Below are 19,240 nucleotides of genomic sequence, written 5' to 3' on the forward strand. Positions count from 1 at the left end.
AATGGCGAGTGCGGCAGAGGAAATCGATGTCGACGGGGTCAAGGTTCGGCTGACCAGCCCCGGCAAGGTGTACTTCCCAAAACTCGGCAAGAAGAAGGGCTCCAAAGGCGCGCTTGTCGACTACTACCTGGCCGTGGCGAACGGTCCGATGCTAACGGCACTCAAGGACCGACCGACGCACCTGCAGCGCTTCCCCGACGGGATCGAAGGTGAAGAGATCTACCAGAAACGGGTGCCGCAGAAGCGTCCCGACTATCTGCAGACCTGCGTCGTCACGTTCCCCTCCGGGCGCACCGCGGACGCGCTGAAGATCACCCACCCGTCGTCGATCATCTGGGCCGCGCAGATGAGCACGATCACGCTGCACCCGTGGCAGGTGCGCTGCCCGGACACCGAGCATCCCGACGAACTGCGCATCGACCTGGATCCGCAGCCCGGCACCGGTTTTGCCGAAGCCGCCGCGGTGGCGGTGGACGTGCTCAAACCGCTGCTCGACGAACTCGGGCTGGTCGGGTATGCGAAGACGTCGGGCGGTCGTGGTGTGCACGTGTTCCTGCGCATCAAGCCGGACTGGGACTTCATCGCGGTGCGCCGCGCCGGTATCGCGTTGGCCCGCGAAGTGGAGCGGCGCGCACCCGATGCCGTCACGACGGAGTGGTGGAAGGAAGAAAGGGGAGTGCGGGTCTTCATCGACTACAACCAGAACGCCCGCGACCGCACCTTTGCCTCGGCGTACTCGGTGCGCAAAACCCCGATCGCGACGGTGTCCACCCCGTTGGCGTGGAAGAAGTTACGCGACGCCGACCCCGACGACTACACCATGTCCACCGTGCCGAAACTGGTGGCAGAGCGCGACGACCCGTGGGCCGACATCGACAAGACCGCGCAGTCGCTGGCACCGCTGCTGGAGATGGTCGAGGCCGACAACGAACGCGGCCTCGGTGACCTGCCCTATCCGCCGAGCTACCCGAAGATGCCGGGTGAACCGCCTCGGGTCCAGCCCAGCAAGAAGGTGGCCGCCCACTGGGACGAGGACGGCAACCCGGTGGCGGATCGCTAGACGCGAAGCGCCCGTACACGGTTTGCTATGCATATGAAGGTTTCGGTGCTTCGCAAGTTGCTCGCCGCGCTGGCCCTGGTGGCGATGGTGGGCGGCGGCATCGGCATTGCGGCGGTGGTGATCACCGGCGGCCTGTCGCAGGACCCCGCACCGCAGGCCACGCCGCGTACCACGCTTGCTCCGCCGCCACCCAAGGTGCCGACGCCGACGGAGTTCAACGTCGACGTGGTGGTGACCGACCAACAGTGCCAACCCGGCGGCGGCTGCACCTACCAGTACACGATTCAGCCCAAATACATTGGCTTGCATCCGCTCCCGGAAACACCGTTCACGGTGTTCTACGAGGTGATCGGCGGGAACGAGCCGCAGAAGGGCGAGTTCACCGTGCACAAGGACCAGGCCAAAATCCTCAAGGACGTCACGCTGGAAGGCCCTCCGGCCGCGCAGCTCAACGCCAACGTCCTGGACGTGACCGGCTGACGATGAGCACGCCGTCGCTGCTGCGCGCCAAGGAGGGGCTGCCGCGCGGCGTGCTGGGCGCCGCCGACGCGCGGTTTGCGACGGTCGTGCGGATTTTCGCCGGGATGTTCCCGGGTCGGCGGTTCGGCGGCGGCGCGCTGGCGGTCTTCATCGACGGCCGCCCGGTCGTCGACGTCTGGACAGGCTGGTCCGACCGCCGCGGTGAGCAGCTGTGGACAGCCGACACCGGCGCGATGGTGTTCTCCGCGACCAAGGGGGTGGCGGCCACCGTCATCCATCGGCTCGCCGACCGCGGCCTGCTCGACTACGACGAGCCCGTCGCGACGTACTGGCCTGCGTTCGGCGCCAACAACAAGGCCGACATCACGGTGCGTGATGTGTTGCGGCACCGCGCCGGGCTGTCGCACCTGCCCGGCGGCCTCACCAAGGATGAACTGTTGGACCATGAGGTGATGGAGGCCAAGATGGCCGCCGCCGCCGTCGACTACCTGCGCGGCCGGCCCGCCTATCATGCACTGACCTACGGTTGGCTGCTCTCCGGCCTGGCGCGCGCGGTGACCGGATGCGGTATGCGCGAGTTGATCCGCGAGGAGGTGGCGCGTCCGCTCAACACCGACGGGCTGCATCTGGGCCGCCCGCCCGCCGGCTCACCGACCACGGTGGCGCAGATCCTCGCGCCGCAGAGCAGCCGGGCCAACCCGGTGTTCAACTTCGTCGCGCCCAGGGTGGCCGGGCTGCCGCTTTCCGGAGCCTTCGGCGCGATGTTCTTTCCCGGCGTCAAATCCTTTGTCCAAGGCGATATCCCGTTCCTCGACGGTGAGGTCCCGGCCGCGAACGGCGTGGTGACCGCCCGCGCGCTGGCGAAGATGTACGCCGCGATCGCCAACCAAGGCCAGATCGCCGGCACACAGTTTCTCTCCGAAGAGCTGGCCCGCGGGCTGATCGGCAAGCCCAAGCCGTGGCCGGACCTCAACATCGGTTTCCCAATGCCGTTTCACCTCGGCTACCACGAGTCGCCGATCCCCGGTCTGCTCAAGGGATTCGGCCATATCGGACTGGGCGGAACGCTCGGCTGGGCCGACCCGGAAACCGGCAGCGCGTTCGCGTTCGTCCACAACCGGTTGTTGACGCCGATGGTGTTGGACATGGCGTCGTTCGCGGGTCTTGCCGGCCCGTTGCGCAGCGCGATCAGCGTCGCGCGGCGCGCCGGACCGGCTGCCGTGCCGAAATACGGTGCGCGCTACCGAGATCCGATCGTCAAAGCGAAGGGCCGGCCCTAGTTCGCCGGGACGACGCCGCGGGCCTGCGGTAGCGGCAGATCGTTGTAGGTCGCGATGCCTGGTGCGGCGGCGACCACGGCGGGGATCGCGTGGATCGGCGGCATGGCCGTCATGATGTGGCCGAGCTCGAAGAAGTCCTCGATCGAGGCGGCCTGTTCGATCATGTCCTGCGGCGGCAGGAAGCCGACCGTCATGTTGACCGTGGGCCGCCCGTCGATGGTGATCTTCCAGCCGTCACCGTCGATCGGCCAGTCCGGTTCCAGCGTCTGGCCCTTCTTCCACCGCACGCTGATCTCGACCACGTTTCGGCCGTCGACGATCCCCTGCCACCTGACGTAGACACCGGCGACGTGACCCGCAGGGATGGTCCACGACGTCATCACGAGATCCTCGGTGGTCTGCGCGTATTCGGCCACGCACTTGATTTCGTCGAGCTCGACACCGAGCGAATCGGCGACCAGCCGCACCGCCTCGGCGAACACCGCGGTCCCGGTTTCGGCCATCGGCGCCAGATCCGGATCGTCGATCGCCGTGCCGAAGCCGACCGGCCGCTCGGTGTCGGGGGAGTCGTAGAGGGTGGTGTCGGCGGACTCGGCGATGGTGATCTTGTCAACGCGGTCACACGCGGACGCGGCGACGATGGTGAGCAGTTCGGCGAAGCCCGGGCTCACCCCAGAACCGAACAGCGTGGCGCCGCCCTTCTTGCACGCCTCTTCGAGCCGGTCACGGTCGGCGCCCAGGTTGTGCCCGGTGATGAACGACGCCGACGACACCACGTTCACTCCGGCCGACAGGATCCGCACCAGTTCGTCGACGTTGATCCACATCGGGTTGTAGACCACGACCTCGGGCTTCAGCGCGAGCAGCGCGTCGACGTCGTCGGTGGCTTGGACTCCGAGCGGTTCGAGCCCGGCCAATTCGCCGGCGTCGCGGCCGACCTTGTCGTTCGACCACGCGTAGAGGCCGACCAGTTGATAGTTCGGGTTCTTGGCGATCGCCCTCACCGAACTCTTTCCGACGTTTCCGGTGGTCCATTGGACGACGCGGTAAGCAGTGTTTGGCACTTGCACAGCATAAGGTGATCTGGTGTCGAGACGCAGCTTTTTACCGAGCGGCGAAAAGTCATGCGCTTCCGTTTTAGGCTGCAATGATGAGTGGGCGAGCCCGGGGCCGTCCACCCCGGATCAGCCGCAGGAAGATCGTGGCGGCGGCGCGGCGCCTGGCGACCGACGACTTGACCATGCAGGCCGTCGCGGACGAACTCGGGGTCACCCGCAAGGCGCTGCACTACTACGTCGGTGATCGTGAAGGGCTGCTCACGCTGGTGTTGCTCGATCGGTTCGAACGCGAACTCGATACCGTCGAATTGCCGGTCACCGGCGACTGGCGCGCGGTGCTGAGCGCCTACGCCGTCGCGTTTCGCGATGGGCTGGTCCAAGTCGGAATGTCCACCGACTTCACCCAGTTACGAGGTCTCAGCGCGACGGCGGCGCTGTCGCTGGCCGATCGGCTGCTCGACACGCTGCTCACCGCGGGTCTGGATCCCGACAGCGCTCGCCACGCCCTCACGGCCGCCTCCAACATCGCGCAGTCGGCAGCGCAGAGCATCGCCGCGCAGACCGAGTCCGGCGTACACCATCACCGCGCCGAGACCGCCGTCGCGCTGCAACACGAACCCGAGGGAACCTACTCGGCGCTGCGCCGGGTGCTCGAATCCGCGCGGACCGACGTCTACGACGCCGAAGCACAGTTCGATTTCGAACTCGGCCTGCTGATCGCCGGCGTGGCACGGATTCTGATGGATTCTCGAGCCGCCGGCGACTAGCGTCGCCGATCAGACCGTCGGGGTGAGCGCGACCTTGCCCGTGCGTTGCTGACCACCGCGATCGAGCCACGTGACGTCGAGGACGTCACCGGGGTAGTGGCGGTCCAGCACGTAGGTCAGCGCGGTGGCCGAGTCCAAGGGCACGCCGTCGAGGGAGAGCAGGATGTCGCCGTCGACCAACCCCGCACGGTCGGCGGCGCCACCACGCAGCACCTCGGCGATGAATACGCCGGGGCCACGTTGTGCCGTGCGCACGCCGACGCCGAGCAGCACCGGCGGCCCGATGTGCACGCTGTCGGAGGGGATCCGGGCGCGGATCTGGTCGGCGATGGCCATCGCGTCGTTGATCGGGATCGCATAGCCTTCACCGCCCGGGCCGAGCCGGTAGTTCACCGACGCCGCCGTCGTGATCCCGACGACCTGGCCGGCCGCGTTCACCACGGGTCCGCCGGAGTCGCCGGCGACGACGGGCGCCGCGAACTCGATCAGCCCGGTCAGCTCGTCCTTGCTTCCGGTCAGGGTGTCCTCGGCGTTGACGGTGCGACCGAATCCGGTGATGGTGCCGACCTCGCGGGTCAGCGGCCGGTTGCTGCCCATCGCGTTACCCAGCGCGACCACCGGCTCACCGCCCGTCAACGTCGTGGAGTCACCGATCGGGGCGGTGGGCAACCCCAGCGCACCGATCAGTTGAAGCACCGCGATGTCGTGGCGGCGGTCATAGCCGATCAGCTCGGCGGGGTAGGTGCGCCCCGCGACGGTGGCGTTGATGCGGTCTGCGCCCGACACCACGTGGAAGTTGGTCAGCACCTGGCCGTTGGGATCGAGCACGATTCCCGCGCCGTTGCCGATCGCGTTCTGGTAGTCGATCTCGGTGTCGAGGCGCACGACGGCGGGTTCGACCTGTGTTGCCGCCGCCAGCGGGTCTGCGGGTGCGGCCATGGACGTCGCCGGGCTCAGCGGCGCGAACAGCGCCAGAATCGCGGCAAGCGCGATCAGCAGCACCGGTCGCGGGCGACGGTTGGGGTAATTGCCCATGCGCCCATATTGCCCGAAAAGTGCGTAGCTAATCGTCTAGCGCGACGCCACCACGCAGCCGTCGGCGCCGTCGGCGGGTCGGCTCGGCTTTGCCAGAAGGACGCCGGTTGCGAAGTTTCCCGTTGGTGGACGCCGATCCGGCGACGTCGTCGTCATCGCCAGCAGAAGTGTCGTCGCGGTCCGATTCATCGTCGTCGGATGCGTCACCGGCCGAGTCTTCCGCGGTGATTTCCGCAGGGGTGTCCCCGGTGACGTCCTCATCCGCCCCATCGGTCTCTTCGGCCTCGTCGGCCTCAGCTGATGCTTCTGCCTCGTCGTCGACCGAGCCGACCGCGCCGCCCTGCTCGTCGTCCTTCTTGCGGCCGCGACGGCCCCGCGGCTTCTTGGTCTTCAGCGGTTTCGGCGGCGGGGGCGGCAACTCGGCCACATAGGCCAAATAGAACGCGAAGACACCGAGCAGCGCGATCGCGGCGGCCGCGCCGTAGCTGCCGAACAACCACTGGCCCGCAGTGTCGAGCGAAAGCCAGATCTCGCTGATGGCCGCGCCCAGGATCAGCACCCCCGCGACGACGTGCAGCACTGTCGCGGTGACCCGCAGTCGCAGCGCCAACTGAGGTGTGCGCAACTCCGGTTTCCTGGTGCGCACCCATTCGAGCACCGCAGGCAGCGCGGCCAGGCCGATGAGCACGCCGACGACGATGCGCGCCACGGTGCCCAGCGTGTGCGAGGTAGTGCCTACCAGCTCCCACCAGCGGGGCAGCACGAAAAAGAAGTACAGGACACCGGCAATCAGAGAGAACAACGCGTGCCAAATCACCGCGATGGTGCGGCTCATGCCCCTCCTACGCGCCCCGTGAGCGCTGGTCGGTGTTTTCTTGGCCGGGGTGCGACCGTAACCGTCGCACCCCGGGCCGCGTGCGGAGGATGCGGGATTTGAACCCGCGAGGGCTATTAACCCAACCCGCGTTCCAGGCGAGCGCCATAGGCCACTAGGCGAATCCTCCGCGGGCCATGGTAACCGACCTGGCCCATATGGCCGTCAAGTTGTCCGCGGCGGTGGTATTAGACTCGCCTCGGACCCCGCGTGGCGTCCATCCTGTGAACTCCCCCAGGGCCGGAAGGCAGCAAGGGTCAATGGGCTCTGGCGGGTGCGCGGGGTCCCCTCAATTTTTCCGCTCTGTCCATGGCTCGAAGTGAAAGGCGCACTGTGTCGTTTCAGTCGCTTGGCTCCGACGAGCTCGCCGCACAGCATGAGCAGCAACAGCGCAACTACGCCGAGCTGCAGGCCAAGGGCCTCAAGCTGGATTTGACCCGCGGCAAGCCGTCCTCCGCCCAGCTCGATCTGTCCAACGCCCTGCTCGAGCTGCCCGGCTCGGGCCCGGACGCGTTCCGGGACGCCGACGGCACCGACACCCGCAACTACGGGGGCGCGCACGGCCTGCCCGAACTGCGCGCGATCTTTGGCGAGTTGCTCGGCATCGCCGTGCCCAACCTGATCGCAGGCAACAACGCCAGCCTGGAGCTGATGCACGACGTCGTGGTGTTCTCGATGCTGCACGGCGGCATGGACTCGGCGCGGCCGTGGGGCGCCGAACCGGCGGTCAAGTTCTTATGCCCGGTGCCCGGCTATGACCGGCATTTCGCGATCTGCGAAACGCTGGGCATCGAGATGATTCCCGTGCCGATGCGCGACGACGGCCCGGACGTCGACCTGATCGAGGAGCTGGTGGCCGCCGACCCCGCGATCAAGGGCATGTGGTGCGTGCCGGTCTACGCCAACCCGACCGGCGTGACGTACTCCTGGGAGACCGTGCGTCGGCTGGTCCAGATGCGCACCGCGGCAACCGATTTCCGGCTGATGTGGGACAACGCGTACGCGGTGCACACCTTGACCCACGACTTCGAACGCAGCATCGACGTGCTGGGCCTGGCCGAGGCCGCGGGTAACCCGAACCGCCCGCTGGTGTTCGCCTCGACCAGCAAGATCACCTTCGCCGGCGCCGGCGTCAGCTTCCTCGGCGGCTCGCTGGGCAACATCGCCTGGTATCTGCAGTACGCGGGCAAGAAATCCATCGGCCCGGACAAGGTCAACCAGCTTCGCCACCTGCGCTTCCTTGGCGACGCCGACGGGGTGCGGCTGCACATGCAACGCCATCAGCAGCTGCTGGCCCCCAAGTTCGCGGCCGTGCTGGAGATCCTCGAAGACCGGTTCGGCGAGTCCAAGATCGCGTCGTGGACCGAACCCAAGGGCGGCTACTTCATCAGTTTGGACGTGCTGCCCGGCACCGCTCGGCGCACGGTCGCGCTGGCCAAGGACGCAGGCATCGCGGTTACCGAGGCCGGTGCCACATTCCCGTATCGAAAAGACCCGGAAGACAAGAATATTCGGATCGCGCCGACGTTCCCGCCCGAGCCCGAGCTGCGCGAGGCGATCGACGGTTTGGCCACCTGCGCGTTGTTGGCGGCCACCGAGGCGCTTGTCGGCGCGTCTGGGTAGCCTGCGAAGCGTGGCGCTCTACCGCAAGTACCGGCCCGCGACCTTCGCCGAGGTCGTCGGCCAGGAGCATGTCACCGAACCGCTGTGCACCGCGCTGACGGCCGGGCGCATCAACCACGCGTACCTGTTCTCCGGGCCGCGCGGCTGCGGTAAGACGTCGTCGGCGCGCATCCTGGCCCGCTCGCTGAACTGTGCGCAGGGGCCGACCCCGACCCCGTGCGGGGTGTGCGACTCCTGCGTGGCGCTCGCGCCTAACGGTCCCGGCAGCGTCGACGTCGTCGAACTCGACGCGGCCAGCCACGGCGGCGTCGACGACACCCGGGAGTTGCGGGACCGGGCCTTCTACGCCCCCGCCCAGTCGCGGTACCGCATCTTCATCGTCGACGAGGCGCACATGGTCACCCCCGCGGGCTTCAACGCGCTGTTGAAGATCGTCGAGGAGCCACCGGATCACCTGATCTTCGTGTTCGCCACCACCGAACCGGAGAAGGTGCTGCCGACCATCCGCTCGCGCACCCACCACTATCCGTTCCGGCTGTTGGCGCCGCGGATCATGCGTGGGCTGATCGAACGGATCTGCGCGCAGGAACAGGTCCAGGTCGACGACGCCGTCTATCCGCTGGTCATCCGGGCCGGCGGCGGATCACCGCGGGACACCCTCTCGGTGCTGGACCAGCTGTTGGCAGGGTCGAAAGCGGGTGCGACGGGCAACCACATCACCTATTCGCGGGCGCTGGCGCTGTTGGGCGCCACGGATGTGGCGCTCATCGACGTCGCGGTGGACGCGCTGGCGGCCGGGGATGCCGCCGCATTGTTCGGTGCCGTCGAGTCGGTGATCGACGCGGGCCACGATCCGCGCCGGTTCGCCAGCGATCTGCTGGAACGCTTCCGGGACCTGATCGTGTTGCAGGCGGTGCCCGACGCGATCGCCCGCGGGGTGGTGGACGGACCCGAGGACGTGCTGGACCGGATGCGCGAGCAGGCCGAGCGGATCGGCACCGCGACGCTGACCCGCTACGCCGAGGTGGTGCACGCCGGGCTGGGCGAGATGCGCGGCGCCACCGCGCCTCGGCTGCTGCTCGAGGTGGTGTGCGCGCGCCTGCTGCTGCCCTCGGCCAGCGACACCGAATCGGCGCTGCTGCAACGCGTTGAGCGCATCGAGAAGCGCCTCGACGTGTCGATACCCGCATCGGACGCGGTGGGTTCGTCGGCGCCCAAGCAGTTCGTCCGCAAGAGCCACGCGCCGCCGCCGACGCCGCAACCCGAGGCCACACCCGCGGCGCCGCCACCCGAACCCGCGCCCGCGCCGGAACGCCCGTCGGCGCCACCGCCCGCGTCGGCACCGGAACCGCCGTCGTCACCGCCGCCGGTGCGGCCACCGTCGGATCCGGTCGTGGCGGCCCCGCCGGCGGCCACCGGGCTCGACGCCGCCGCGGTGCGCCGAGTGTGGAGCACGGTGCGTGAGAAGGTACGCAACCTGCGGCGCCCCACCGACGTGATGCTCGACGGCGCCACCGTGCTCGCCGTCGAAGGCGACACGCTGGTGCTCAGCCACCCCTCCGCGCCGTTGGCCAAACGCCTTGTCGAACAGCGAAACTCCGACATCATCCGGGAAGCGCTCAAGGACGTCCTCGGTGTCGATTGGAAGATTCGGTGTGAGGCGGGTGCCGCCCCGCCCACCCCCGCTGCGGCCAGCCCCGGTTCCCCCGCGCCCAGCCAGCACCACGACGACGAGGAGAGCATGCTGGCCGAGGCCAGCAGCGAAACCTCCGAGACGCCGCGTCGCGACCCCGAAGAAGCCGCGCTGGAACTGCTGCAGAGCGAACTGGGTGCCCGCCGCATCGACGGCTAGCGACGAAAGGCTAGGCCGTCCACCACGGGCGCAGCGGAAGACCGCCGTCGTCGCCCTGGTTGTTGGGCTTGACCGCAAGCACCTGGTGCAGCTGAACGGTGTTGGTCTCGAAGCCCAGCCGCGAGCCGGCCATGTACAGCCCCCACACCTTGGCGGTCGGCAGGCCCACCTCGGCGACGGCCTCATCCCAGTGCTCGACGAGGTTGCGGCACCAGTCGCGCAGCGTGAGCGCGTAATGGTTGCGCAGGTTCTCTTCGTGCACCACCTCGAGGCCGACGTCCTGGGCTTCGGTGATGATGCGGCCCGAGCCGGTGAGCTCGCCGTCGGGAAACACGTAGCGGTCAATAAAGCCGCCTGCGGTCGGCGCGGACCTGTTGTCGGGGCGGGTGATGCAGTGGTTGAGCAGAAGCCCGCCGGTGCGCAGCTTCGAGCGCAGGAACCGGAAGTACGCCGGGTAGTTGTGCACGCCGATGTGCTCGGTCAGACCGATCGAGGACACCGCGTCGAAACCGGATTCGCGCACGTCGCGGTAGTCGCCGTGGCGCACCTCGGCCAGATCGGACAGCCCGTCCTCGGCGATGGCCTTCTGCGCCCAGATGGCTTGCGCCTTGGACAGCGTCACGCCGACCGCCGACACCCCCTGGCTCGCGGCGTAGCGCACCATGCCGCCCCAGCCGCACCCCACGTCGAGCAGGCGATCACCGGGTTCGAGGTTGAGCTTCTCGAACACCAGCCGGTACTTGTTGTCCTGCGCCTCCTCCAGCGTGGCGTCGGCGTGCGGATAGCAGGCGCAGGTGTAGGTCATCGACGGGCCCAGCACCCACTCATAGAAGGTGTTGGACACGTCGTAGTGGTGGTGGATGGCTTCGGCGTCACGGGTTTTACTGTGCCGCAACCCTTCTGCGATGCGACGCCACCGCGGCAGTGCCTCCTGCGGCGGCGGCGCGATCGGCTTGAGGTGCTCGAAGCCCAGCGATCGCACGATGTTGGCCAGCACCCGCGGCGACGGCCGCTTGAACTCCATCTTGTCCGCGAGCGCCTTGAGTAGGTCATAGGGGTCGCCCGGATGCACACCGCGGGCCTCCAGATCACCTGACACGTACGCCCGCGCCAGCCCCAGATCCCCTGGCGCGGTGGCGAGATACGTTGTGCCGCGCGGTGTCAACAGGTCCAGGCCCAGCGAGGCGTCCTGCGGCCCGGCCGTGCTGCCGTCGTACGCGCTGAACCGCAGCGGCAACCGGCCGCCGGCGAGGATCTCGAGGATCTCGGCGAGCGTGAACTTGCGGGTAGGTGTGGAAGTCGAGTGTTCTTTGAACGTCGTCATCGTCGTTGCACCGCCTTCGCATACAGGTCGAGGAGACGTGAGTCGGGATCATAACTTTTTTTGACGGTCTTGTAGGTTTCACCGCCGTAGAGGTCGTCAAACTCGTCGCGGCTGTAATACGCATCGGAATACAGCGATTTGTGCCCGTCGAGTTCGCTGACCTTACGTTCGATGAGTCGGTTCGTGTGGCCCTGCTCGGCTGGCCAATCCGGGCCGACCGGCACCGACGACCAGAAACCGATGTTGACGTAGGTGCGGTCGGGCCGGATCGGATACAGCGGCCAGGTGTCGCCCGAGTTCTGGTCTCCGCGAAGTTTCAGGGGGCACAACCAGATCGGTTCGATGGGCACGTTGTCGACGAACCAGTGCAGGAACTCGGTGGTCCGCTCGATCGGCACCTCGATGTCTTGGACGACCCGTTCGCGAAGCGGGTTGGCCGGCCTGGAGAGCGTGCGTGCCTCGATGCGGTCTGCGACGTTGAACCGCTGGTCGACTGCGATCAGCTTCCAGTAGAAGCTGCTGCGCCGCAAGCGCCGCGGCCAGATCCGTCTGATCCGCGGGTTCTGCACGCCGAACGCGCGCGAACACCAGAACCAGTCGGTGTCCCATCGCCACAGGTAGTCGTGGATGGTGAGCCGATCGTCCTTGGCGCCCTCGGAATGCTGAATCGAGCGGTAGTAGATCTGCTGGCCGGTGTAGTCGCTGACCGGACCCGGCGTCGAGGTCTGCGTGCCCAACACCAGATAGCTCTCGTCGGTGGAGAACACCACACCGTCGAGGTAGTCCACTGGTGTGCCGTCGTGGTCGCGGGTCGCCACGATGCGCTCCATGGCGGCGACCATGTCCTCGAGCGTGTGAAAACGTAGATGGCGCAACGCGACGAACGGTTTGACGGTCTCCAGCTCGATCTTGAGGCGCACCGAATAGCCAAGCGTGCCATAGGAGTTGGGAAACGCCCGATACAGCTCGACGTGTTGGTCGGGGGAGGCGGTGAGCACCTCGCCGGTGCCGGTCAGGATGTCCATCTCCAACACCGACTCATGGGGCAACCCGTTGCGGAACGACGTTGACTCGATGCCGAGCCCGGTGACCGCCCCGCCCAGGGTGATCGTCTTCAGCTGCGGCACCACCAGCGGGGACAGCCCGTAGGGCAGGGTGGCCGCGACGAGGTTCTCGTAGGTGCACATGCCGGCGACGTCGGCGGTGCGAGCATCGGGGTCGACGGAGATGACACCGGTCAGGCCCGAGACGTCGAGTCCCTTGGTCGTGGTCTTGGCGCGAGCCCGGAACAAATTGGAGGTCGGTTTGGCAAGACGTACGGTGGCGTTCGGCGGGATCGCCCGGTAGCTGGCCAGCAGCCGCTGGACCCCCGCCGCGTGGGCAGCACGTGCGTCGGTCTCATCAGCAGACACAGATATACGCTAGTCGGCGTTCGCAGCCGATGCGACCGCACGATCAAACCAGGAGATATCCAGATGGCACAGGTCAGCGCAGCCAGCACGGTCTTGATCGACGCGCCGCCGGAGACGGTGCTGGCGGCGATCGCCGACTATGCGACCGTGCGCCCCAAGATCCTGTCGGAGCACTACCGCGACTACCGGGTGCTCGAAGGCGGACAGGGTGCGGGCTCGGTCGCGACGTGGAAACTGCAGGCCACCAAGTCGCGGGTGCGTGACGTCAAGGCCAACGTCGACGTCGCGGGCCACACCGTCATCGAGAAGGACGCCAACTCGTCGATGATCACCAACTGGACCGTGGCGCCTGCGGGTCCGGGGTCGTCGGTCACCGTCAAGACGTCCTGGCAGGGCGCCGGCGGGGTCGGCGGTTTCTTCGAGAAGACGTTCGCGCCGCTGGGTCTGCGCAGGATCCAGGACGAGGTGCTGGCCAACCTCAAATCCCACGTCGAGCGGGAATCTCGTTAAGGGGTCGATTAACAAGCACCTGCGGTGCAGGCAATCAACCCCTTAGAGCGCAAAGCGGCTAGCTGGTGGCCAGGAACCCCGCGATGCCGCGCACTACCGCGTCGGCGTACTTCTGTCTGCCTTCGGGCGTCTTCATCAGCCCGGAGTCGACCGGGTTCTTCATATTGCCCAACTCGACCAGGATCGACGGGTACTGCGCGAGGTTCAGGCCCGCGATGTCCGAGCGCGGGTTGAGCCCACCCTCGCCGATGTAGGTGGCGGGCACGAAGCCGGACGCCTTGAGCTGGTCCCGCATGATCTGCGCGAACCGCGGCGACGGCCCCGCCTGCGCCTGGTTGAGCGGCGGCGAGGAGTACAGCACATGGAAACCGCGCCCCGTCGGAGGTCCGCCGTCGGCGTGGATGCTCACGATCGCGTTGGGCTTCAGCGAATTGGCCATCGCGGCGCGCTGGTCGACACATGGGCCGAGCGCATTGTCATTGCCACGAGACATCGCGGTGCGCACGCCGAGCTTGGTGAGCGCCTGGCGGATGCGCAAGGTGGTGTCCCAGGTGAACGTGTGCTCGGCGTAGCCGTCGTCGGTCGACGTGCCGCTGGCCTGGCAGTCCTTGGTGCCGCCGCGGCCGGTCGGCACTTGGCGGCCGATCGAGTCGTCGTTGGCGCCGTTGTGGCCGGGGTCGAGGAAGACGATCTTGCCGGCGATGTTGGACGGGGCGGCGCGGACGTCACTGGCAGGGATGATGAGCGTCGACGCGGCGACGATCAGACCGGCGGCCACCGCGGCTGAGCCGCGTATTGCTGTGGCGGCGCCGACACGCAGGCGGGCAAGCACGGGCGTCACCGTAGCCTCGAGCACGACTACGCTGAAAGGCCAAACCGCCCCATGCGGGCGACAGCAACCAAGTCGAGACCAATACGCAAGGGGACCGTCATGCAACCCGGAGGCATGCAGCCCGGAGGCCAGCCCGATATGTCGGCGCTCCTCGCCCAGGCACAGCAGGTGCAGCAGCAGTTGATGGAGGCGCAGGAGGCGCTGGCCAACTCGCAGGTGCACGGTCAGGCCGGCGGCGGGCTGGTGCAGGTCACCATGAAGGGCAGCGGCGAGGTGGTCGCGGTGTCGATCGACCCGAAGGTGATCGACCCGAACGACGCCGAGACGCTGCAGGACCTCATCGTCGGCGCCATCGCCGACGCGGCCAAGCAGGTCACCATCCTGGCGCACGACCGGCTCGGGCCGCTCGCGGGCGGGATGGGCGACCTGGGTCTGCCGGGAATGTAATTGTTCGAGGGCCCGGTCCAAGACCTGATCGACGAGCTCGGCAAGCTGCCCGGCATCGGGCCGAAGAGCGCGCAGCGGATCGCGTTTCACTTGCTGTCGGTCGAGCCGCCCGACATCGACCGGTTGACCGCGGTGCTGTCGAAGGTGCGCGACGGCGTCAAACACTGCGCGGTGTGTGGCAACGTATCCGACGACGACCGCTGCCGCATCTGCTCGGATGCCCGCCGCGACGGGTCGGTGGTGTGCGTGGTCGAGGAACCCAAGGACGTGCAGGCCGTCGAACGCACCCGCGAGTTCCGAGGCCGCTACCACGTGCTCGGAGGTGCGCTGGATCCGTTGTCGGGCGTCGGACCGGATCAACTGCGGATTCGCGAGCTGCTCAACAGGATTGGTGAACGCGTCGACGGCGTCGACATCACCGAGGTGATCATCGCGACCGACCCGAACACCGAGGGGGAGGCCACCGCGACGTATCTGGTGCGGATGCTGCGCGACATTCCGGGGTTGACCGTGACCCGGATCGCGTCGGGCTTACCGATGGGCGGTGATCTGGAGTTCGCCGACGAATTGACGCTGGGCCGGGCGCTGGCGGGCCGCCGCGCGCTGGCGTAGCGCGGCGAGTTTCCGCGGGTTTTCCGCGAAACGTACGTTAGCGCGGCCGCCTCTCGCACTTTTCCTCGTTAACGTACATCTCGCGAAGGTGTCGGTGCGCGGGTGCAGTATTCGCGCATGGGGGACGTCTTTCTGGGCAGCGAAGCCCTCGCCGAAGGCAAGCTCACCGAGCACCAACTGCGTCGGTGGTATCGGACCGTCTTCCGCGATGTGTACATCTCAAAGGACTCCGAGCTCTCGCTGCGAGATCGGATCAGGGGCGCGTGGCTGCGATCGCATCGTAACGGCGTCATCTCCGGCGTCGCAGCCTCGGCTCTGCACGGTGCTTCCTGGGTGGACGTGGATACGCCGATCGAGCTGATATCGCCACGTCTACGCCCCCAGCAGGGACTCGTGGTGCGCAACGAGACGGTGGCGCCTGATGAAATCACCAAAATCGCGGGGTTACCTGTGACAACACCTGCGCGAACGGCATTCGACCTAGGCCGATATCTCCCCAGAAGTCAGGCGGTCGCCAGACTCGACGCGCTGACACGGGCCGCACCATATTCAACCGAGGACGTAGCACTACTTGCCAAACGCTATTGCGGTGCGCGCGGCCTCAAAGCCTTGCGTATCGCGCTACCGCTTGTGGATGGCGGGGCGGCCTCGCCTAGGGAAACCTGGCTCCGGCTGTTGTACATCGATGCGGGATTGCCCAAGCCCGCCACGCAGATTCCGATTGTCGGTGCGAATGCCCGAGTCATCCGCTGGGCGGACATGGGTTGGGACGACTACATGGTGGTGTCCGAGTACGACGGGGATCAGCATCGCGCTCGCCGGCAATATGCGAAAGACATTCGCGCTTTGCGGCAAGCGAGGAGTCTCGGCTGGATCGTCGATCAGGTGATCAAGGAGGACCGCGACGCCGAGATCATCAAGCGGGCCTGGGATGCGATGGTTTCCCGCGGTTGGCGGCCGACGACGCCGCCTCGATATCCGTGACTGCGGCCTCGCGGGCGCACCGCACCTAGGCCCGGCGGGGGGCGACCAGCCGCTCGCGGCGCAACTGCTCGACCTCGGGCAGCTCCAAGGGCGCCAGCTCGCCGACGACCCGAGACAACAGGTGATCGGCCAACTGCGGGTTGCGCGCCAGACACGGCCCGTGCAGGTAGGTGGCGACGACGCTGCCCTGCACCGCACCGTCGATGCCGTCGCCGTCCCGGTTGCCCGCCCCGCTGACCACCCGGCCGAGGGGCCGAGCCATAGCACCCAAAACCGTTCCCCCGCGGTGGTTCTCGAAACCGGTGAGCCGCTCAGTGAGCCCTTCCAGCAACGGCTGCGACACCACCTCACCGATCGAGCGGTCATCCTGCGGCGCCGTCGTCGCATCCAGGAGGCCGACCCCCTCGACCCGTTCGCCCGACGATGTCTCATACCAATGCCCCAGCACCTGGATCGCCGCGCAGATCGCCAGCACCGGGGCGCCGCGCGAAACAGCTCGCTGCAGACCCGGATAGCGCAGCAAGTGTGTGGTGGCCAGCCGCTGCGCGTAATCCTCCGCTCCGCCCAACGTGTACAGGTCCAGCTCGGCGGGCACCGGATCCGCTAGCGTGATCTCGATGATCTCGGCGTCATACCCGCGAAGCCGCAACCGCTCCCGCAGCACCACCGCATTGCCGCCGTCGCCGTAGGTGCCCATCACGTCGGGCAGCACCAACCCGATCCGCACCCTCGACTCAGCCACGGCGCTCCAATACCCGGTTCAGTTGCAGAAACGCGGTGTAGTTCGCGATCACCTCGACGTGCCCCGGCGGACACGACGCGATCGCAGCGACGGTGTCGTGCACCAGCGTGTGCTCGACGCCCGCATACCCGAGCCGCACCGCGAGATCGGTGCCGCGCTCACCGGCCGCCACCACCTTCGTATCGCCGAAGTGCTCGAAGCGCACATCCCACAGCCACGACAGATCCTCGCCGTCGGGCACCTGCCCGTTGACCGAGATCACCACGCCCGCACCGTGTTTATCGACCATCGACAGCGCCTCCTGCCACCCCGCGGGGTTCTTAGCCAACAGCATGCGCACGGTGTGCTCACCGAGCCGCACCGTGCGGTAGCGCCCGGCGACCTCGTCGACCGCCGACACCGCCGCCACCGCCGCAGCAGGATCGGCGCCCATGGTCACCGCCGCCGCCACCGCCTGGGTGGCGTTGCCGCGGTTCACCGCCCCGGGCAGCGCCAACGTCATCGGCAAGGTAAACCCGTCCGGTCCATAGATATTCGTCTCGTCGAACCACCAGTGCGGGCGGGGACGTTTGAAATCCGTTCCGGTGGAACGCCACTGCGCACCATCACGCACGATGATCTCGCCGGAGCGCGGGCAGCTCACCGAATCGTTGGCCCATCCGCCGCCGGCGGCCACCCACACCACGTGCGGGCTGTCATAGGCCGCCGACGTCATCAGCACGTCGTCGCAGTTGGCCACCACCACCGCCGCGGGATGCCGGGCCAGCCCGGCCCGCAGCGTGCGCTCGATGTGGTTGATCTCGCCGACGCGGTCCAGCTGGTCGCGTGACAGGTTCAGCAGCACGATCACCTCCGGATCGACGGCATCGGCCACGTGCGGCACGTGCATCTCGTCGACCTCCAACGCGGCCAGCGGCGCGTCACGGGCCCCGGCGAGTGCGGCCACCAGCCCGGCGTCCATGTTGGCGCCGGTGTCGTTGGTCGCGACGGTTTCAGCGGCACCGGGTGCCGCGCCGATCGTGCGCAGCGCCGCGGCGGTCATCCGGGTGGTCGTCGACTTGCCGTTGGTCCCGGTCACCACCACGGTGCGACGGCCCCGCCCCAGCTGCCGCAGCAGCGACTTGTCCAGCGTCAACGCCACCAGGCCGCCGATCATCGCGCCGGCGCCGCGTCCGGTGACCCGCGACGCCCAGCGCGCCGCGGAACCGGCCGCCAGCGCGCCGCGCCCTCGTATGGTGACCATTCCCGGAAGTCTATGAGGGCGCCGAAACCGCGGCCGACACGCTGCACCGCCGACCGGCGAGGTCCCTGGTTTGTCGGACTACCGTGCCATCCTCAAACTGTGAGCCACTTGTGGGGCCGACCGGCACACGAGGCCGGCGCCGGCTGGGCGGTCGTCGACGTGGAAACCACCGGTTTCCGCCCCGGCCAGGCTCGCATCGTCAGCATCGCCGCGCTTGCCCTCGGCGACGACGGCAACGTCGAACAGAGCCTGTACAGCCTGCTCAATCCCGGCGTCGACCCGGGCCCCACCCACGTGCACGGGCTGACCGCCGAGATGCTGGAGGGCCAGCCGTGTTTCGGCGACGTCGTCGGGCCGCTGATCGAACTGCTCGACGGTCGCACCCTGGTCGCCCACAACGTCGGTTTCGACTACTCGTTTCTGGCCGCCGAAGCCGAGCTGGTGAACGAGGAGCTGCCCACCGACACGGTGATGTGCACCGTGGAGCTGGCCCGCCGCCTCAGTCTGGGCACCGAGAACCTGCGGCTGGAGACGCTGGCCGCGCACTGGGGCGTCACACAGATGAAGCCGCACGACGCCCTCGACGATGCGCTGGTGCTCGCCCAGATCCTCAAACCCGTGCTGGTGCGCGCACGCGAACGCAAGGTGTGGCTGCCGGTGCATCCGGTGACGCGGCGACGCTGGCCCAACGGCCTGGTCACCCACGACGAGGTCCGCCCGCTGAAGATGTTGGCGTCGCGGATGCCGTGCCCGTACCTGAACCCCGGCCGCCACATCGACGGCAGGCCCCTGGTGCAGGGCATGCGCGTCGCGTTGTCGGCCGAGGTCGACCACACCCACGAAGAGCTGGTCGAACGGATCCTGCACACCGGGCTGGCCTACACCGACACCGTCGACATGTTGACGTCGCTGATCATCTGCAACGAGCCCGAACCCCAGCAGGGCAAGGGCTATCAGGCCAAGACGCTCGGGGTGCCGCTGGTCAACGACGCCGACTTCCTGGCCCGCCTCGACGACGTCGTCACCGGCACCGGTATCGAGGAGTTCACCGACACCCGAGCCGCCGGCGAGCAGTTCGCGCTGTTCTGACCCGAAGCGCTACCGG

At 67.8% G+C, this 19,240-nt stretch carries 19 protein-coding genes, 1 tRNA gene and 1 other RNA gene; 12 read left to right on the forward strand and 9 right to left on the reverse strand.

Annotated elements, in window-relative coordinates; translation table 11 throughout:
* Position 1 precedes the first annotated feature (1 nt).
* The 3 genes from ABQE44_RS15000 to lipL are packed head-to-tail and all read left to right on the forward strand — an operon-like array spanning position 2 to position 2,820.
* Entirely contained in the window at positions 2-1,060 is a 1,059-nt protein-coding gene (locus tag ABQE44_RS15000) for a DNA polymerase domain-containing protein (RefSeq protein WP_448391842.1), read from the forward strand.
* A 33-nt stretch (positions 1,061-1,093) separates the two neighbouring features.
* A complete protein-coding gene (locus ABQE44_RS15005; RefSeq protein WP_448391843.1) occupies positions 1,094-1,540 on the forward strand; it encodes a hypothetical protein in 447 nt (148 codons plus the stop codon).
* A gap of 2 nt (positions 1,541-1,542) precedes the next feature.
* Positions 1,543-2,820, forward strand: a complete 1,278-nt coding sequence (gene lipL / locus ABQE44_RS15010) for an esterase/beta-lactamase LipL (RefSeq protein ID WP_448430619.1) — start codon at positions 1,543-1,545, stop codon at positions 2,818-2,820.
* Here lipL and ABQE44_RS15015 read toward each other — a convergent pair.
* Complete coding sequence (locus ABQE44_RS15015; RefSeq protein WP_448391845.1) at positions 2,817-3,884, reverse strand: NAD(P)H-dependent amine dehydrogenase family protein; 1,068 nt, start codon at positions 3,882-3,884, stop codon at positions 2,817-2,819. The genes lipL and ABQE44_RS15015 overlap by 4 nt on opposite strands.
* 86 nt (positions 3,885-3,970) lie before the next feature.
* Between ABQE44_RS15015 and ABQE44_RS15020 the strand changes: the two genes are divergently transcribed.
* On the forward strand, positions 3,971-4,645 hold the full coding sequence (locus ABQE44_RS15020; protein ID WP_448391846.1) for a TetR/AcrR family transcriptional regulator: 675 nt from the start codon (positions 3,971-3,973) through the stop codon (positions 4,643-4,645).
* A 9-nt stretch (positions 4,646-4,654) separates the two neighbouring features.
* Here ABQE44_RS15020 and ABQE44_RS15025 read toward each other — a convergent pair whose 3' ends face one another.
* The 3 genes from ABQE44_RS15025 to ABQE44_RS15035 form a co-directional block, all read right to left on the reverse strand.
* Positions 4,655-5,680, reverse strand: a complete 1,026-nt coding sequence (locus ABQE44_RS15025) for a S1C family serine protease (RefSeq protein WP_448391847.1) — start codon at positions 5,678-5,680, stop codon at positions 4,655-4,657.
* Positions 5,681-5,708: 28 nt separating this feature from the next.
* The gene (locus ABQE44_RS15030) at positions 5,709-6,515 is read right to left on the reverse strand and encodes a lipid uptake coordinator LucA (protein WP_448430621.1); all 807 of its coding nucleotides are present in this window, start codon (positions 6,513-6,515) and stop codon (positions 5,709-5,711) included.
* A gap of 83 nt (positions 6,516-6,598) precedes the next feature.
* Positions 6,599-6,684 (reverse strand) — tRNA-Ser (locus ABQE44_RS15035).
* Positions 6,685-6,752: 68 nt separating this feature from the next.
* Between ABQE44_RS15035 and ffs the strand changes: the two genes are divergently transcribed.
* The 3 genes from ffs (at position 6,753) to ABQE44_RS15050 (ending at position 10,029) form a co-directional block, all read left to right on the forward strand.
* Positions 6,753-6,847: signal recognition particle sRNA small type (gene ffs / locus ABQE44_RS15040), an RNA gene on the forward strand.
* Between the two features lie 40 nt (positions 6,848-6,887).
* Positions 6,888-8,177, forward strand: coding sequence for an aspartate aminotransferase type Ic (locus ABQE44_RS15045; RefSeq protein WP_448392037.1), 1,290 nt, complete (start codon positions 6,888-6,890; stop codon positions 8,175-8,177).
* A gap of 10 nt (positions 8,178-8,187) precedes the next feature.
* Positions 8,188-10,029, forward strand: a complete 1,842-nt coding sequence (locus tag ABQE44_RS15050) for a DNA polymerase III subunits gamma/tau (protein ID WP_448430623.1) — start codon at positions 8,188-8,190, stop codon at positions 10,027-10,029.
* 10 nt (positions 10,030-10,039) lie between these two features.
* Here the strand turns inward: ABQE44_RS15050 and ABQE44_RS15055 are convergent, their stop codons facing one another.
* Together ABQE44_RS15055 and ABQE44_RS15060 are read right to left on the reverse strand one after the other, a co-directional pair.
* Positions 10,040-11,353 carry a class I SAM-dependent methyltransferase gene (locus ABQE44_RS15055; RefSeq protein ID WP_448430625.1) on the reverse strand — a complete coding sequence of 438 codons (1,314 nt, stop codon included), beginning with the start codon at positions 11,351-11,353 and terminating at the stop codon, positions 10,040-10,042.
* Positions 11,350-12,765 (reverse strand): FAD-binding oxidoreductase, encoded by a 1,416-nt coding sequence (locus tag ABQE44_RS15060; protein ID WP_448430627.1) that lies wholly within the window; start codon positions 12,763-12,765, stop codon positions 11,350-11,352. Before ABQE44_RS15060 ends, ABQE44_RS15055 begins: the two co-directional genes overlap by 4 nt.
* Before the next feature lie 63 nt (positions 12,766-12,828).
* On the opposite strand from ABQE44_RS15060, the gene ABQE44_RS15065 reads away from it, so the two are divergent.
* The gene (locus ABQE44_RS15065; RefSeq protein ID WP_448391852.1) at positions 12,829-13,275 is read left to right on the forward strand and encodes an SRPBCC family protein; all 447 of its coding nucleotides are present in this window, start codon (positions 12,829-12,831) and stop codon (positions 13,273-13,275) included.
* Positions 13,276-13,333: 58 nt separating this feature from the next.
* Here ABQE44_RS15065 and ABQE44_RS15070 read toward each other — a convergent pair whose 3' ends face one another.
* Positions 13,334-14,107, reverse strand: coding sequence for an Rv3717 family N-acetylmuramoyl-L-alanine amidase (locus ABQE44_RS15070; RefSeq protein ID WP_448391853.1), 774 nt, complete (start codon positions 14,105-14,107; stop codon positions 13,334-13,336).
* Positions 14,108-14,221: 114 nt separating this feature from the next.
* Here ABQE44_RS15070 and ABQE44_RS15075 point away from each other — a divergent pair, with 114 nt between their 5' ends.
* The 3 genes from ABQE44_RS15075 to ABQE44_RS15085 all read left to right on the forward strand — a co-directional run bounded on the left by ABQE44_RS15075 (position 14,222) and on the right by ABQE44_RS15085 (position 16,150).
* Positions 14,222-14,554 (forward strand): YbaB/EbfC family nucleoid-associated protein, encoded by a 333-nt coding sequence (locus ABQE44_RS15075; protein ID WP_448392038.1) that lies wholly within the window; start codon positions 14,222-14,224, stop codon positions 14,552-14,554.
* Positions 14,555-15,166: a recombination mediator RecR gene (gene recR, locus ABQE44_RS15080; RefSeq protein ID WP_448391854.1), complete on the forward strand. Its 612-nt coding sequence runs from the start codon at positions 14,555-14,557 to the stop codon at positions 15,164-15,166. It begins immediately after the preceding gene.
* Between the two features lie 117 nt (positions 15,167-15,283).
* Positions 15,284-16,150 carry a type IV toxin-antitoxin system AbiEi family antitoxin gene (locus tag ABQE44_RS15085; RefSeq protein WP_448392039.1) on the forward strand — a complete coding sequence of 289 codons (867 nt, stop codon included), beginning with the start codon at positions 15,284-15,286 and terminating at the stop codon, positions 16,148-16,150.
* A gap of 25 nt (positions 16,151-16,175) precedes the next feature.
* Here ABQE44_RS15085 and ABQE44_RS15090 read toward each other — a convergent pair whose 3' ends face one another.
* Both ABQE44_RS15090 and ABQE44_RS15095 read right to left on the reverse strand, forming a co-directional pair.
* Entirely contained in the window at positions 16,176-16,892 is a 717-nt protein-coding gene (locus ABQE44_RS15090) for a type 1 glutamine amidotransferase (protein ID WP_448391855.1), read from the reverse strand.
* Complete coding sequence (locus ABQE44_RS15095; RefSeq protein ID WP_448391856.1) at positions 16,885-18,135, reverse strand: Mur ligase family protein; 1,251 nt, start codon at positions 18,133-18,135, stop codon at positions 16,885-16,887. The genes ABQE44_RS15090 and ABQE44_RS15095 overlap by 8 nt, the downstream gene beginning before the upstream one ends.
* Positions 18,136-18,234: 99 nt before the next feature.
* Between ABQE44_RS15095 and ABQE44_RS15100 the strand changes: the two genes are divergently transcribed.
* Positions 18,235-19,224, forward strand: a complete 990-nt coding sequence (locus ABQE44_RS15100; RefSeq protein WP_448391857.1) for a DEDDh family exonuclease — start codon at positions 18,235-18,237, stop codon at positions 19,222-19,224.
* The last annotated feature ends 16 nt before the right edge of the window (positions 19,225-19,240 follow it).

Source organism: Mycolicibacterium sp. XJ2546 (assembly GCF_053483195.1).